Origin of the sequence: Methylobacterium brachiatum (assembly GCF_020523825.1) — a bacterium.
Classification (GTDB): domain Bacteria; phylum Pseudomonadota; class Alphaproteobacteria; order Rhizobiales; family Beijerinckiaceae; genus Methylobacterium; species Methylobacterium brachiatum.
This window is the reverse complement of the sequence record NZ_JAJALK010000003.1, coordinates 102,642-118,336: the sequence shown is the minus strand read 5'-3', so window position 1 is coordinate 118,336 and position 15,695 is coordinate 102,642. Positions and strand designations below refer to the sequence as shown.

12 protein-coding genes and 1 other RNA gene are annotated in these 15,695 nt (G+C 71.3%); 5 read left to right on the top strand and 8 right to left on the bottom strand.

All coding sequences use genetic code 11. From position 1 onward, the window contains the following. Position 1: 1 nt before the first annotated feature. From LGR69_RS07595 to LGR69_RS07580, 4 genes are all read right to left on the bottom strand, one after another. Positions 2-619, bottom strand: coding sequence for a 5-formyltetrahydrofolate cyclo-ligase (locus LGR69_RS07595; RefSeq protein ID WP_230365659.1), 618 nt, complete (start codon positions 617-619; stop codon positions 2-4). Further along, positions 609-765, bottom strand: a non-coding RNA gene (ssrS, locus tag LGR69_RS07590) — 6S RNA. Before ssrS ends, LGR69_RS07595 begins: the two co-directional genes overlap by 11 nt. A gap of 99 nt (positions 766-864) precedes the next feature. After that, entirely contained in the window at positions 865-1,113 is a 249-nt protein-coding gene (locus LGR69_RS07585; protein WP_122162409.1) for a hypothetical protein, read from the bottom strand. 222 nt (positions 1,114-1,335) lie between these two features. Beyond that, positions 1,336-2,856: a glucosamine inositolphosphorylceramide transferase family protein gene (locus LGR69_RS07580; protein WP_230365658.1), complete on the bottom strand. Its 1,521-nt coding sequence runs from the start codon at positions 2,854-2,856 to the stop codon at positions 1,336-1,338. Positions 2,857-3,111: 255 nt separating this feature from the next. Between LGR69_RS07580 and LGR69_RS07575 the strand changes: the two genes are divergently transcribed. Continuing rightward, a complete protein-coding gene (locus tag LGR69_RS07575; protein WP_230365657.1) occupies positions 3,112-5,217 on the top strand; it encodes a GumC family protein in 2,106 nt (701 codons plus the stop codon). Next, complete coding sequence (locus LGR69_RS07570) at positions 5,214-6,509, top strand: VpsF family polysaccharide biosynthesis protein (protein ID WP_230365656.1); 1,296 nt, start codon at positions 5,214-5,216, stop codon at positions 6,507-6,509. Before LGR69_RS07575 ends, LGR69_RS07570 begins: the two co-directional genes overlap by 4 nt. 190 nt (positions 6,510-6,699) lie before the next feature. Here the strand turns inward: LGR69_RS07570 and LGR69_RS07565 are convergent, their stop codons facing one another. Then, positions 6,700-7,944 carry a glycoside hydrolase family 5 protein gene (locus tag LGR69_RS07565; RefSeq protein WP_230365655.1) on the bottom strand — a complete coding sequence of 415 codons (1,245 nt, stop codon included), beginning with the start codon at positions 7,942-7,944 and terminating at the stop codon, positions 6,700-6,702. Then, the gene (locus tag LGR69_RS07560) at positions 7,941-9,128 is read right to left on the bottom strand and encodes a DUF1972 domain-containing protein (RefSeq protein ID WP_230365654.1); all 1,188 of its coding nucleotides are present in this window, start codon (positions 9,126-9,128) and stop codon (positions 7,941-7,943) included. Before LGR69_RS07560 ends, LGR69_RS07565 begins: the two co-directional genes overlap by 4 nt. A gap of 159 nt (positions 9,129-9,287) precedes the next feature. On the opposite strand from LGR69_RS07560, the gene LGR69_RS07555 reads away from it, so the two are divergent. The 3 genes from LGR69_RS07555 to LGR69_RS07545 all read left to right on the top strand — a co-directional run bounded on the left by LGR69_RS07555 (position 9,288) and on the right by LGR69_RS07545 (position 12,972). After that, positions 9,288-10,589, top strand: a complete 1,302-nt coding sequence (locus tag LGR69_RS07555; RefSeq protein WP_230365653.1) for a glycosyltransferase family 4 protein — start codon at positions 9,288-9,290, stop codon at positions 10,587-10,589. Positions 10,590-10,855: 266 nt separating this feature from the next. Next, a complete protein-coding gene (locus LGR69_RS07550) occupies positions 10,856-11,845 on the top strand; it encodes a sterol desaturase family protein (protein WP_007561969.1) in 990 nt (329 codons plus the stop codon). Positions 11,846-11,847: 2 nt separating this feature from the next. Further along, a complete protein-coding gene (locus LGR69_RS07545) occupies positions 11,848-12,972 on the top strand; it encodes a GNAT family N-acetyltransferase (RefSeq protein ID WP_230365652.1) in 1,125 nt (374 codons plus the stop codon). A 77-nt stretch (positions 12,973-13,049) separates the two neighbouring features. Here LGR69_RS07545 and LGR69_RS07540 read toward each other — a convergent pair whose 3' ends face one another. Both LGR69_RS07540 and LGR69_RS07535 read right to left on the bottom strand, forming a co-directional pair. Next, positions 13,050-14,351 carry a polysaccharide biosynthesis protein gene (locus tag LGR69_RS07540; protein WP_230365651.1) on the bottom strand — a complete coding sequence of 434 codons (1,302 nt, stop codon included), beginning with the start codon at positions 14,349-14,351 and terminating at the stop codon, positions 13,050-13,052. A gap of 150 nt (positions 14,352-14,501) precedes the next feature. Then, positions 14,502-15,656, bottom strand: a complete 1,155-nt coding sequence (locus LGR69_RS07535) for an aminotransferase class V-fold PLP-dependent enzyme (RefSeq protein WP_230365650.1) — start codon at positions 15,654-15,656, stop codon at positions 14,502-14,504. Between the last annotated feature and the right edge of the window lie 39 nt (positions 15,657-15,695).

Below are 15,695 nucleotides of genomic sequence, written 5' to 3'. Positions count from 1 at the left end.
ATCAGGACTTCCTGTCGAACCGGATCACGCCCGCTTCGGTGATCACGAACTGGAGCGGTCGGTCATGCGGCTCGGCCGGCACGCGATCAACCCGTTGCACGGAGAATCCGACCCCGACGGTCAGCACGGGCCGGGTGCGGGACAGGCGCGCGATCGCGCCGTCATAGTAGCCGCGGCCGTAGCCGATGCGCTGGCCGGTCCCGTCGAAGGCGGCGAGCGGCACGATCAGGGCGTCCGGCTCCACGGGCGGCAAAGAGGGGTCGGGCTCGCTGAGGCCGAAGCGGCCGGCGACCAACGTATCTCCGGCCCGCCATTCGCGGAAGATCAGGCCTTCGGGGGTGACGTGCGGCAGCGCGACCCGCTGACCCCGGGCGAGCAGGCCCTCGGCGGCCGGGCGCGGATCGACCTCGCTGCGGATCGGCCAGAAGGCGCCGACCAGCCGCGCCTCGGCCAGCTCCGGCAGGGCGAGGAGCGCCTGCACGATCCCGGCGGACGCCGCGTGCCGGGCGGCGGGCTCCAGCGCGTCCCGGGCGGCGAGTGCCGCGCCGCGCAGCCGGGCTTTGAGCGCCGCATCCGTCTTGGCGGGGTCGGCTTCAGGAGAAAGAGAGTGCGGAGCCACGTGAGCCGTTGGAGGATCGATCCCGGGAAACCTACAGAGTAGGTGGGCGCCGTGTTGGCCAAGTCCAGGGACGAGGCCAGGGACAGCTCCCGAGGGAGTCGATAAGGCCCCGGGGAAAGTGCTCCTGACGAACTCTGCAGCCCCGCCTTCGCAATGTAGCGATCTCGTGGGGTTCCTGCCAGGGCCCGACGGACCGAAATGTTCAGGCCGGGACCGGCCCGGTGGCCTGCATCCGGCGGACGCCGTCAGCGCGTCCGGTCGGCCGCCCCGGCGACGACGGCGCGGGTGCCGGCCAGGATCTCGGCCCGCACGGTTTCCGTCGGAGCGGCGTCCCAGAGCCGGATCAGCTCGATCAGGCCGGCATGCGCCACCGAGGTCGGCTCGGAGAAGAACGCTTCCACCGGAATGCCCGCGACCGCGGCGATCCGCACGAGCCGGGCATTCAGGGCGCTGCGCGCGTGCGTGTCGGGCTGGATCGTCGCGCTCACACTCATGAAATCGCCACTCCGATCGGTCGGGAGCCTTCGATATCAGAGACGCTCAAGCCAAAATACAATCTATGCAATTAGTTCCGGCGAATTGAATCAGGTATAAGTTGCGTTATCCACCAGAACGGGTCGGCGTCGAGGGCCGGATACCGTTTTGGCGGCTAAAGCCGCCCTCGCCTCAGGCTGTACCGTGGCCGCCGGCAGCGGAGGCAGTGCTCGCGCGCCGGGTCAGACGCGGCCGGGAAAATGGATCCGCGGGGCCCGCGCCGAGCCGTCGATGCACTCGATGCCGCCGCCCGTGTTCACGGTATGGAGCCGAGACCCGGGCCAGGCCGGGCCGGGCTCGATGCGGCCGATCAGGGTCTGCGAAAAGCCCTCCGGGTCGAGGCGGTCGATCCGCGCCAGCCCGAGGGCGCGGCCATAGCCCGTCGCGCAATCCTGGACCGGGCGGATGAGGCGTCCGCCGCGCTCGACGATGCGCCCTGCGGGCCGGGCGGTCGCGGGATCGATCAGCACCGGATTGGCCGGATGCGGCGTATAGGGGCCGCGGAAATCGGGGGCCGACCAGAGGCACAGCGCGTCGTGATAGGATCCGGACCCGGCGGCCGCCTCGGGGACGGCATCGCGCAGGGTGGCGAAGATCCACCAGCGGCCGCCCTTTTCGAGGATGGTCGCGTCGCTGGCGACCACGCCGGAGAGCAGCGTCGCCTCCTTCACCCAGCCGCCGGGATAACGGGTGGCGCGGTAGAGATCGACCGTGCCGGAGGCGGAGCTTTCCGGCACCATCCAGGCCTCGCCGTCGCGCTCGAACACGAACGGGTAGGACAGGTGATGGGGCTCCTCCAGCACCGGGACGGGCGTGCCCTCGGGGCCGTCCGGGCCGAAGCGGACCGCGGAGATGATCGCCTTGCCGGTGGCGTGCGGGAATTCCTCGACGAAGACGTGCGTGCTTCCGCCGAAGGCCAGCGGGAACGGGTCGGCGTAGAAGCGGTGGCCGTCATCCGGCAGGTCGGTCCAGCCGGCCTCGGGATGGCGCCCGAGGTCGATCAGGTCCGGCCCGTCGAGGCGCCGCCAGCCGCAGCGCCAGTGCGGGGCGCGGTAGCAGAGATGGTACAGGCGGTGGATGACTGCGCCCGCGATCATCCGCGCGGCCCGGGTCCCGAGCTCGCCGCCCGACAGGGTCCGCCCCGGGTCGGAGGGCGGCAGGGGCGCGACCGAGGGCGGTTCGCTGCGCCCGGCGGCGCGGCGTCCGAGGGCGGCCGCGATCAGCGTCACCGTCCGGGCGAGCGCGTCGTCGACGCCGGCGAGCAGGATGCCCGGCCGGTCGGTGCCGAGCCGGCCCTCGGCCACGATGGTCCCCGCCGCGACGAGGGTCAGCCGGGGGACCGCCCCGGCGAGCAGGCTCGCCAGGAGGGCGTCGTCGCCGCGCCGTCCGTCATAGGCTAGCTGCCAGGTTGCCGGGCCGGCCGGGAGATCGCCGCACAGGTCGAGGATCACGTCCGGCTTCGCGTCGGGCCGCCGCCACGGGTCGAGGGCGGTCGGCGGCAGGCGCTCGGAGCCGAGGCGCGGCAGGCGGTGGATCAGCGCCTCGAGCCGGAACAGCAGCTCGATCGTGTCGGGCCACCCGTCCGGCACGACGGCCGCGTCGACGCTCACGGTCCGGATGCCGGGCGTGCCGGCGAGCCGCTGCAGCAGGGCGATCTGCCAGCGGCGCGGCTCAGCCCCGTCGAGACGAACTCTCACATGCATGATGAGCGCCTTCGCCCCGTCGATGGTCTGCCGGATAACGGCCGCAGATCCGATCTAATTCCCAAACGGTAACGAGACCGATAACCCTATAGGCAGCGGACTTTGGTTGACGGCGTTTACCAGACGCCGAGTAATTGGTGGTTGCGCCGATGACCCTCGGCAGTCTTGAGGGATTGTCAGCAGTCTGCGCGACTCTTGCAGTAGGAGATGGGGCCCGCGAGGGACCGACCGAGTTCGAGACGATGGTGACCGATCGTGGCACAGATCGACCGTAACATTGCCGTGGCGACCTGGCTCGCACCGGTCCATCCGGCACAACCGGAGCGGACGGGTCCGACCCGGCCCGACACCACCGCCGAGTTCGGCGACCTGTGGCGCATCCTGTGGCGGCGCAAGCGCACCGTGCTGGGCACCGCCCTGGTGCTCGGCCTGCTGGTCCTGGCCTATGCCCTGATCACCCCGTCCCTCTACACGGCGACCGCGCAGATCCTGATCGACCCGCGCGACCGGCAGGTGGTGCTCAACGACGTCAATCCCGCCGCCCTCTCGCCGGATGGCGGCATCGCCCAGGTCGAGAGCCAGGTGAAGGTGATCGAGTCGGACGCGGTCCTGGGCCGGGCGGTGGCGCAGGCGGGGCTCGAGGGCGAGCCGGGCTTCGGGGTCGCGCAGGCCGGGCTGATCTCGCGCACCGTCGCCTCGCTGCGGGAGATGGTGCTCGGCCCGAAGGCGGAGCGCCCGGTGGATGCCCGCGGCCGGGCCCTCGACCAGTTGCGGCGCAAGCTCGCGGTCAAGCGCGCCGACAAGGTGTTCGTGATCGACGTCGTCGTCACCACGGCGGATCCGGACCTCTCGGCCCGGATCGTCAACGCCATCGCCAACGCGTACCTCGCCGACCAGACCGAGGCCCGTTCCGACGCCGCCAAGCGCGCCGCGGGCGACCTGCGCGGCCGCCTCGACGAGTTGCGCAACACCGTCAACGCCGCCGACAAGAAGCTCGAGGATTACAAGGCCAAGAACGGCCTGATCGCGTCGAGCGGCCGGCTGGTGAACGAGCAGCAGCTCACCGATTCGAACGCCCGCCTGGTCGCCGCCCGGGCCCGCACCGCCGAAGCGAAGGCGCGCCTGCAGGGGATCAAAGACGCGCGCGGCCAGGCGATCGGCTCCGGCGCGATGCCGGAGGCCATCCAGTCCTCGGCGGTGGACCGGTTGCGCGGCCAGTACGCCGAACTCGCCGCCAAGGAAGCGGACCTGCGCACCAATCTCGGCGAGCGCCATCCCTACATCGCCGCCGTGCGCACGCAGATGCAGGACGTCCGCCGGCTGATCGATGCCGAGCTCAACCGCATCGCCGGCGCGGCCGAGACCGAGTACCAGCGCGCCCAGGCCAACGAGCGCTCGCTCGCCGCCGATCTGGAGAAGTTGCAGCGGCAATCCGCGGTGACCTCGCAATCCTCCGTCCAGCTGCGCGAGCTGGAGCGGGAGGTCGAGGCGGCCCGCACCGTCTACAACACGTTCCTGGTCCGCACCCGCGAGATCAAGGAGCAATCCGGCATCGACAGCTCGAATGCCCGGATCATCACCTCGGCCCGTCCGCCGCAGGATGCGAGCTGGCCGCCGCGCCTGATCCTGGTCGCCGCCGCCCTCGCCGGCGGCCTCGGCCTCGGCGCCGGCATCGCGCTCACCCGGGAATATCTGGAGCCAACGGTGCTGTCGCCGCGCCAGCTCGAGCGGCTGTCGAACGCCCCCGTCGTCGCGGTGATCCCGGGCCTGCAGCCGGGTGGGGCCAGCACCGCGGCCGCGAGCTTCACCCTGGACCATCTCGCCACCGCGGAGGGAACGCGCGGCCGGTCGCTGGCGCTTCTGGTGACCTCGGGCGAGGCCGAGGCGGCGGAGCGCCGGGCCGTGATCGCGCTGCTGGCCTCGGTGGCGGTGGGGCGCGGTGACCGGGTTCTTCTGGTCGATGCGGATCTGCGCGCCGATGGCGGCGGCTCGGCCGGCCTGCTCGACGTGCTGCGCGGCGAGCAGAGCCTCAACGCGGTGACGCAGGTCGATCCGAAGACCGGCGCGCGGCGGATCGGGCTCGGCGACACCCAGAAGCCGATCCGCGACGCGCTGGTGCCGGCCAATATCGAGCGCTTCCTGGCCGGCGTGAAAGGCCGGTTCGAGCTGGTCCTGATCGATGGCGGCGTCCTGTCGGAGAACCTGCGGCTCGGCCCGATCGCCGCGGCGGCGGACCGGCTGCTGCTGGTCGTCTGCAACGGCGCCACCCGCCAGCGCGACCTGATCGATCTCGTCGACACCTCCGAGGCCCTCGGTCGGCCGGTCTCGGGCTCCCTGCTGCTCGACCGGCGCAGCGCGTGAGCACGGCGCGGCCCGCAGGCTTCGCGCACCGGCTGGCCGCGCGGTCGCGGCCCGGCGCGGGCCTGGCCCGCGCGGAATCGCTGGCCTTCGTGTTGCTGACCGTGGTGCTGGTCGGCGTGTCGGGCGGCCTGCTCTGGGCGCTCGGTCTCAATTACGACGGGATCAGCGGCTCGGCGCCGTCGAAAATCCATCCGGCGACCTACATGGCGGTGGCGCTCGTCGGTTGGACTATGCTGCGCGCCGGCAACCCGGTGATCCCGGTGGCGCAGGCGCTCAACCGCCGCCCGGCCTGCGTGCTGCTCGCGACCTGCGGCGTGCTGCTCCTCGTGCTGATCGCCGCCCGCGGCGGCACGGGACTGGCCGGTTCGATCGACACCTTCGTGCTGGCCGGCCTGATCCCGATCCTGCTGATGGATCGCGACGCCGCGACCCTGCGGCGGATCGAGACCGTCTTCCACCTGATGATGCTCGCCAACGCGATGCTCGGCCTGTTCGAGTTCGCCAGCGGCCAGCGCTTCTTCCCGTTCCGGTTCGACGGCATGGCGTTCGAGACCGATACGCGCTCGGCCGCGCTCCAGGGCCATCCGCTGGTCAACGCGACGCTCACCGCCTGCTACATCCTGGCGCTCGCCAAGGGCGGGGGCCGGCTGAGCCCGGCGCTCCGGGCCGGAATGATCGCCGTGCAACTCGTCGCCCTGGTGACCTTCGGCGGCCGCTCGGCCACCGTGACCACCCTGGCGCTCGGCGGCCTCGTCGGGCTGTTCGCCCTCAACCGGACCCTGCGGAGCAACCGGATTCCCCTAATCGGGGCGGCCTGCGCCTGCTTCGTGCTGACGGCGCTGCCCGTGATGGTCGCCGTCCTGGCCGCGGTGGGCTTCTTCGACACGTTGCTGAGCCGGTTCGTCTCCGACGGCGGCAGCGCCCAGGCCCGGGTCGACATGCTGGCGATCTTCGACGCGATCCCGTTCCGGCAATTGCTGCTGGCCCCGGACCTCCTGCAGGTGAGCACCCTGCGGCGGATCTACGGCCTGGAATGGGGCATCGAGAACTCGATCGTCTCCGACGTGCTCTACCACGGCATCCTGGTGACGACGCTGCTGGTGGTGGCGGTCGGCCTCTACCTCACCGAGATCGCCCGGCATTGCCGGCGCGGGGTCTGGCTGCCGATCCTGACCTTCGTCATCCTGGTCAACACCTTCGAGGGTCTGGCGGGAAAAACGACCATGCTGGCGAAGTTCGCGATGATGCTGATCGTGCTGTTTCCGCCGGGCGCCCCTCGGGAGCGGGGCTGACATCTCGGTTGGCCCTATCCCCGGCTCCTCCTACTCTCCCCCTCATCCTGAGGCGCGAGCGCAGCGAGCCTCGAAGGAGCCCTCCAGGCATCGCGCGGCAGGCTGGAAGGCTCCTTCGAGGCCTCCGCTGCGCTCCGGCACCTCAGGATGAGGGGGGAGAGTAGGAGGAAACACTTCTGAGCGAACCCGCTTACCGGCGTCTGCCAAGCCCGAGCGCGGCCACCAGGGCCGGATCGATGGCGTGGCCATCGTCCATCAGGCCGAGCCCGTCGAACAGGTTCCAGAACGACCAGGCGAAGCCCGCCCGCTCGGCCGCGCGCCGCACATCGCCGAGATAGGCCGCGCGATCCGCGAGCCTGGATGCCGTGTAGCGGGAATCGGTGCGCAGCGCCCCGAACTCCCCCATCAGCACATGCCGGGCCGGAATCCCGTAGAGGTCGGCCCAGGTCGAGACCGGAGCCATCGCCTGCGCCAGATAGGCCGGGCCCGGATCGGCCGCGCCGTATTCGCGCAGCTTCGCCTCGATCACCGCGAAATCCCGGGCCTTCTCGGCCTGCGGGACGGCATGGTCCGCCGCCATGCGGGCCCGGATTGCCGCGAGCGTCTCGGGCAATCGTGCCGCCGCGCCCGGCCAGGGCACGGCCTTCAGCCACCGGTAGAACGGCTCCTCGGTGAGCCAGGTCGCACCCTGGTGGGAGAACAGATACGGCTCGTAGAAGTGGAAGGTGTAGAGCAGCGGCGCGAACCGGCCGAGCGTCGCGGGGTCGAGGGCCGTCAGCCCGGAAACGAGGCTGCCGCAGGCGCCGGTCGCCACCAGGGTCAGGTCCGGCGCGGCGTCGCGCGCGGCGGTGAGGAGCCCGGCCTGAACCCGGTTCCAGGCGCCCGCTCCGCAGGCCTGCGGCGGCTCGTTCACCGGCTCCAGCGCCACCCGGTCGGGGCCCTTCCGGGCGCAGAGCCGGGCCAGTTCGGCGATCAGGCCGCGATAGGCCGGATAGAGCGGCGCTTGCTCGGAGCCGTAGAAGGCGCCCGGCGTGTAATGGTGGGTGGCGGCGTTCGCCTGGACGTTGAGCAGGACGCGCATCCCGGTCGCCAGCACCGCGTCGATCGCATCCGACAGGGTGCCGAGAAGCTCGGCCCGTCGCGCGCCGGTGAACGCCACGAACGGCCCCGGATCGAGCGGAAGCCGGGCGAAGTCGAAGCCGAGCTCTGCCAGCCGGCGCAGGTCGTCCCGGCTCGGCACGGGGCGGTCGGCCTGGAACGGCGGCCAGGCATAATCGGTCCGCGGCGCCGGAAACTCGGTGGTGAGCGAGAACCACGGCCATAGGGCGATGCCGCGGCGGAGCTGAAGCGGCTCCGGGGCGGCCACGACCGGGAGCGCGCCCGTGCCGGCGACGGCGAGCCCACCGGCCAGCACGGACCGCCGGCTCGCCCTCATCCCTCCGTCCCGGCCGTGGCGCGCTGCGGGCTTGCATGGGCCCTGAGACGGGGATCCGGGGTCGGCAGCCGCGGGTAGCCGCCGACCCGGCGCAGCTCGTCCTCATAGGCGGCCAGGACGTCGTCCCAGCGGAACCGTTCGGCCTGGGCGCGCGCCGCGGCCCGGGCGGCCGCGACCGCCCCATCGTCGGTGAGGACCCGCTCGATGGCGGCGGCGCAGCTGTCGCCGTCGGTGAAGTAGAACTGGCCGTCGCCCGCGGTGCCGCGGTTGAACGGGTTGTCGTGCGCGATCACTGCGTTGCCGGCCCACAGGGCTTCCACCAGCGACGGGTTCGTGCCGCCGACCGTATGGCCGTGGAGATAGGCGCGCGCGTGGACGCGCAGGCTCTGGACCATCTCCGGCTCGTAGATCGCCCCCGGCATCAGCACCTCGAGCCCGGCGGCGTCCTCGACGGCGCGGTGATAGGCGTTGCCGACCTTCAGGGTGCCGAGCACCACCAGCCGCATGCCCCTGGGCTTGCGTGAGAACGCCTCGACCAGAGTCAGGATGTTGTTGTCGGGTTCGATGCGGGCGATCGACACCAGGTAGCGCCCCGGCTCGAGCCCCAGGGGCGGCGGCCGCAGATCCGCCGGCGGCGGATCGCCCCCGTAGGGAATCGTCGCGATGGCGCGACGCGGGCGGCGGCGGGCCAGATGGTCGGCGATGGCTGGATGGTCGGCCACGAGCCGCTGCGACGACCAGGCCGCGATCCATTCGCTCCCGTAGAAGAACGCCCGCACCGGCAGCGGCCATTTCGGGCGGCGCCACTCGATTCCATCCATGTTTGTCAGGATCCGGCCGCCGCGCGCCCGCAGGTAGGGCAGGAACGCCGCGCCGTTATAGCCGAGGACGAGGCAGACGCCGCCCCGCGTCGCCGCGTCCTTCACGCAGAACGCATCGAAGGCCAGCGTCGCGGCCGGACCGCGCAGGGCCACCTCCACGGTGATCAGCGTGATGCCGTTCCAGGTCCGGGTCGAGACCCGGTCCCGCACCCGCTCGACCTCCGCCTGACAATAGACGCCGACCCGCCAGCCGCGACTGGCGAGATGCAGCGCGAGCCTTTCCGCGAAAGTCTCGAAGCCGCCATGGGCGGCCGGAATCCCGCGCGTCCCAAGAATAAGTAGTGTGGGCGCATCGACGGGCACGGCTCTTCCTTTCCTGTTATCGGTTCATATTGTACAGCGGCAGGAATAACGGTCGCCTAAATAGGCGATACAACCCTCGGTTGTTATAGATCGATAAGTTTTCATCTTATGGTAGATAGTTCGATACTGGCTTCATCTTCTAGCCCAGTTGGCGGCGGCGTGGCACCGCGTCCCTCGGCTTTGCGGCCGGATGCGCCCCCCGCCCTGCGGCGCGACACCGCCACCGATTCGGGAGCGCCCGGGACGACCGGCACGTTCGCGTTCGGGCGCCAAGCCGGAAGCGCGCCGGTCACGCGCATCACCTGCGTGCATCAGGGCTTCGAGCTCTACGGATCGGATCGCTGCTTCATCGAGACGGTGCGGACCATCCGGGCCGCCCATCCCACTGCACGGATCGAAATCGTCCTGCCCCGGCGCGGCCCGATCGTGGCGGCGCTCGAGCCCTATGCCGACGCGATCGTGATCGAGCCGCTGTGGATCCTGCGGCGCAAGAACCTCGCCCGCCTCGCCACTTTGGGAATGATGGCCCTGCCCTTCGCGGTGGCCCGGGCGCTCCGGCGGATCCGCGACAGCGATCTCGTCTACATCAACACCACGGTTGTGGCCGATTACCTGCTCGCCGCCCGCCTGCTGCCGGGGCGCAGCATCGTGCACGTGCACGAGATCCCGGAAGGCGCCGTGCTGAAGGTCCTGCGCGGGCTGATCCGCTGGAGCGGCGCCAACGTCGTGTTCAATTCGCGCGCCACCGAGCGCGCCTACGCCCTGCCCGCGGAGGCCACGGCGCGCGTGGTCTATAACGGCATCGCCGGACCGGCGGAGCCGAACGGGCGGGATTACGACGGCACGCGGCCCCTGCGAGTGCTGATGCTCGGCCGAATCAGCCGGATCAAGGGCCAGGACGTGCTGGTCGAGGCGCTGGCCTCCCTGCCGGAGGCCGTCCGCAGCCGGATCGAGTTGAAGATCGTCGGCAGCGCCTTCGAGGACGCCGCGCGCGAGGAAGCGCTGGCCGCGCGGATCGCAGAGACCGGCCTGTCGCAGCAGGTCACCCTCCAGCCCTTCGTGGACGATCCGTCCGCGCTCTACCGCTGGGCCGACGTGGTGACGATGCCCTCGCAGCGTCCGGAATCGCTCGGCCGGGTGGCGATCGAGGCAATGTCCTACGGCGTGCCGCCGCTGGTCACGGATATCGGCGGCCTTCCCGAGGTGGTGGCCGACGGCAAGACCGGCTGGATCGTGCCGCCCGGCGGCCCGGAGCCGATCGCCACGGTGCTCGCCCGCATCGCCACCGACCCCACCAGCTGGCGCGGCTTCGGCCGGGCGGCCCGGGAACGCTACGAGACCCTGTTCTCGGAGGCCTCGGCCGCCGAGGGGATCGACGCCACGGTGCGCGCGACCCTGCGGCGCGCCCGGAGCCCCGAGACGGCGGTGGCCGCGGAACGGACCGCGCGCCCGGCGGCCTGACCAACATGTCTTCGGTCCGCGCCTATACAGGACGGGGACCGGCCTTTGTCCGCGCTCGATCTTCGGTGGACAATCACCGGCACTGTCAAATTCGGTAAGCACCGCGCGACGATAATAGCCGTCGCGCAAGTCGCCGACGATGCCGAGACGCGCGCAGCGCCGCGCCGTCCTGGCGCGACCTGCGCTCCGGCGCGTTGAGCGTCTCAAGCGGATCCGGCGGTTTCCGTCGGCGTGCAGGCCGGGCTGGCGGAGGGAAACGACTCGTCATGGATGTCGTCCAGTTCATCACGCGGATCATCGACAGGGTCTCGGCCGAGAACCTGGTCGCCGCCGGCCTGCTGTTCGCGACGGCGTTCGGCTGCGCGCTGATCGCGTATCTGCGGACCGCGGAACGCTACTCGTTTGCCGAGTTCTTCGAGTTCGCGCTGCCGCACGAGGTGATGACCCACCCCTCCGCCCGGGCGGATTTGCTGTTCTACGTCACCCGCAAGGCGATCATGCCGTTCCTGCTGATCCCGGCGGGCGTGACCTTCGTGGTGGCGGTCGGCTACGCGACCAACCGGGTGCTGGGCACCCTGTTCGGCATCGACCAGCCGATCTTCGGCGAGCCCGGGCCGGTGACCGTGGTGCTGTTCACCCTCACCATGCTGCTCGCCTACGACCTGTCCTATTACCTCTACCACACGGCCCAGCACCGCTACCCGTTCCTCTGGGAGCTCCATAAGGTCCACCACTCGGCCGAGGTGATGGTGGGCATCACCAAGGACCGGGTCCACCCCCTCGACGAGCTGATGAACCGGGCCTGGGACGGGGTGATCCCCGGGATCTGCTTCGGGATCTGGAGCCTGCTGGCCCTGAACCCGGTCGAGCTGACGGTGTTCGGGATAAACGTCTACATCATGCGCAACATCCTGATGATGGACTTCGTGCGCCACACCCATTTCAAGATCTCGTTCGGCCGGCTCAACGCGGTGATCCTCTGCCCGCACTGGCACCAGCTCCACCACTCGACGGCGCCCCAGCATTACGACAAGAATTTCGGGCTGCTGTTCTCGTTCTGGGACCGCCTATTCGGCACCCTCCACGTCCCGGAGCCGAACGAGGATTTCACCTTCGGCTTGGTCGATCGCGATGTCGCCGATTATCAATCCCTCTCGGGTCTCTACGTGCTTCCTCTCAAGAAGATGGGCCGGCGGATCGCCCGGCAGGTCCGCCGCCTGCGCGGGATCCCCGCCCAGCCTCGCTCCGGCGCCTGACCATGTCCCCTGAACGTTTCGAGATCGTCCGCACCGCGGAGCGGCTGGCCGCCGTCGGGCCGGCCTGGACCGCGCTGTGGCGCCGCAGCGGCGCCCTGGTGTTCCAGAGCCATCCCTGGATCTCGGCCTGGTGGGCCAGCGCCCCCGACCGCGAGCGGCGGGCGCTCGCGATCGTGCTCGCCTGGCGCGGCGACACCCTGGTCGGCGTGCTGCCCCTGGCCACCGTGCGGCGGAAGGGCTTCCGCGTGCTCGAATGGGCCGCCAAGGATTGCTCCGATTTCGGCGACGCTTTGCTGGCGGACCGCACGAATGCCGGGCTCGTCCGGCGGATGTGGCAGCAGGCCAGCCGGGCCGGCGGCTTCGACCTCGCCTATCTCAACCGGCTCCTGCCCGACGCCGCCGCGCGGGCGCTGCTCACCCCCATCTCGGGCAGCACGAGGCTGCGCCTCAACCACCGCGACGAGGCGAACTGGCGGGTGCGCGGCCCCTGGCCGACCGGGCAGGCCTGGTTCGACGCGCAGTCCAAGAAGACCCGCCAGAATTACCGGCGCGGCCTGAAATCCCTGGGCGAGCATGGCCCGCTGACCTTCCGGCTGCTCGGCCCGGAGGAACCGCTCGGGCCTGTTCTGGACAAGCTCACCCACTTCAAGCGCGCGTGGCTCGCGACCCACAACCTGCCCTCGACGGCCTTCTACGACGAGGGCTCGCAGGCGCTGCCCGCCATGGTTGAGGTGCTGGCCGGGACCGGGCTCCTGCACGCCTTCGTGCTCGAATGCGGCGGCGCGCTGGTGGCCGTCTCGATCAACTTCGTCCAGGCCGGCACGATGATGGCCTTCGTCACCACCTACGACCCCGCCTTCGAGCGCGGATCGCCCGGCATGGTGCTGATGATGGACTACATCATGTGGTCGATCGACCAGGGCTTGCACACGGTCGACTTCCTGTGCGGCGACGAGGGCTTCAAGGGCCGCTTCGGCACCGAGAGCCTGACCCTCGCCTCGATGATGGGCGGGCGCACCCCGCAGGGCGCGGCGGCCCATCTGGTCGACCGCACCGGGCACGTCCTGAAGCAGCGCTTCGGCAAGGCGGACGACGCGGCGAGTCACGCGGCCGAAGCGGCGGCGTGACTCGCGGGACCGGTGCTGGTTGAGAGGAAAGCGTCCCGTCGGGGCGCTGAGCATCCCGACGATTCTAGGCGGCCGCGCTAGGGCGATCCCGCCGCCGAAACGCCCGCGCCGCGCCCGCCCCGCGACGACGCCCGAAACGCCCCCACCGACCAGATCAGCGTCGCGATCTCGGAGGCGAGAAGCCCGAGAAGGGCCGAGTCCGGCGGCATCAGCAGCAGGAGCGGCACCATGAGGGCGAAGCCCAACGCCGCGCTCGCCACGGCCCCGGCCGTGATCGTCCGGAACGCCGCGGAGGCTTCGAGATAGGCGCGCGGGATGGCGTAGAGCAGCGACGTCGTCACGACGGCCCAGACGCCGAGCCCGATCCAACCCATGGGCTCGGCGGCGAACCGCCCCTTGAACAGCACCTGCTCGATCAGCGGCAGGGTCGCGGCCATGACCAACCCGTAGACCAGGCAGGCACAGCCGATCAGCAGGACGTGGCGCATCACCAGCCGGCGGGCGGCCTGGACCTGCCCGGCGGCCAGCAGGCCGCTGATCTCCGGCAGGACCATGTTCATCAAGGCGCTCGTGGGGATGCGCAACGGCGCGTAGAGCACCAGCGTCGCGGCGATCGGCGCGTAGGCCGCCGGTCCGGCCAAAAGGGCGAACAGGAGCGTCAGGCCCTGGCCCTGCACGGTGAGGCTGGTGACGCCGGCGAGCGACCAGGCCAGGGTCCGCCAGATCGCCCGGTAGCGCGCCCGCGCCCGGGCGTGGAGCGAGATCCGCAGGCGTTGCCGCAGGGCGCCGTAGGCCACCGCGATGGCGATGGCATGGGCCAGCGCGATCGCGAGGAACGCCCGGTCGAGCAGGGCCGCGCCCTCCCCGCTCACCCCGCGCCACACGAAGGCGGCACCGCAGACGGCGTAGACGAGATCGCTCAGACCCGCGATCCGCGGCCGCCCGCGCGCCAGCAGCACGATCCGGAGATAGCTGCGGAAGCCGTACAGGCCCACGAACGCCCCGGCCGCCAGCGCGCCGAGGCCGATCACCGGGATCAGCGCCACGGAGGTGGCGACCGCCATCAGCACGGAGACCAGGGCTGCGCCGGAGCCGAACATCACGTCGTAGCCCAGCGCCGCCGGGCGGCCGAGGCTGCGGGCGAGGTGGAGCGTCGCCGGCACCGCCACGAGGGCCCGGATATAGGTGATGCCGACCGCGCCGACCGTGAACACGATCGCGAACAGCCCGTAATCGTGCGCCCCGAGTTCGCGCACCAGCAGGATGTTCAGCGCGAAGTGGAACAGGCTCTGGATCAGCTCGCCGGAGAGGATCACGGCGAACCGTCCGGAAAGGCCGGCGCGCGCCATCGCGATCAGGTTCAGGCGGCGGGCCGGCATGGAAAGGGTCTCACCGGGTCGCGGCATCGGTCTCGGCATGATGGTGTGGGGCGGCCTTCTTCCGGTGACGACGGCCGCGCTTCGATCCGGTCATCTAGGGGCGGTGTCCGGGACGGCATCCGCATTCGCCCGGGCGCGGCCCGGAAACTCTCAACCCTGCGCGTCCGTTCGGCCTCCGGCGCCGCGGCCGAGCACGCGTGCGAGTGCGCCGACGCAGCGGGCGACATCCTCCGCGTCGGCCCAGACATGCGGGCTCAGACGCAGTGCCCCCGACCGCTCGCTCACGAAAACGTTTGCCTCCTGCAGACGATCCACCAGGTTTCCGGGCAGGCCGCCGGGCAGCCGTGCGCCGAGGACGTGGCCCGCGCGCAAGGGCTCCGGCGCGACGGCCAGGCCCAGCCCCGCGACGCCTTCGGCCAGGCGGTCGGTGAGGTCGCGCAGCCTGGCCGCGACGGCCGGCACGCCCCAAACGGCGATCAGGTCCAGGCCCGCCGCCGCCATGGAGAGCGCCACGGGGTCGTTCAGTTCGCCGCGATCGTAGCGTCGGGCTCCGGCCACCGGCGACCGGTTCCCGGTATGCTCCTCGATCGGCACCCCGTCCTGCCGGCCGGGCGCGGCGTACAGGAAGGCGACGCCGTAGGGGCCGAGCGCCCATTTGTAGGTCGGAAAGGCCAGGAAGTCGGGCCGCCAGCGGGCGACGTCCACCGGCATCGCCCCGACGGCCTGGGTGGCGTCGACCACCAGGGCGGCGCCGGTGTCGCGCACCGCCGGAGCGAGCCGGTCGAGATCGATCAGGCCGCCATCGGTCCAGTGCAGGGGCGTCAGGGTGGCGACGGCGAGGGGCTTCGCCGCCGGGCGCCGGATGGCCTCCAGCAGAGCCGCCGTCCAGTCGCCGTCCGCCGGCCGGGCGACCTCCTCCACGACGAGATCATGGGCTTCCGCCAGCCGGTCGAAGGCGTAGCGCAGGGAGGGGAACTCATCGGCCACCCGCAGCAGCCGGCCGCCCGGCGCGGGGGCGAGGTTGCGCGCGGCCGTGGCCATGGCGTGGCTCACGGACCCGACGATCGCGACGTCGTCGATGCCCGCACCGATCAGCCGCGCCGCCGCCATGCGGGTCCGCTCGGCGAGAGCCGGGATCGCCGTCCGGGGAAAGGTCCAGGGCTGGCTCTTCACCAGGATCCCGGCCTCCCCCGCCGCCCGCACGGCCCGCGGCAGCGGTGACCACGCGGCCGCATCCAGGTAGGCGACATCCGCGGGCACCTCGAAGAGGTGGCGCTGGCTGGGAATCGGTTCGACGCGCGGCATGATGGCCGGGACCGTAGGAGATCGCGCGGGAAGCCGCCA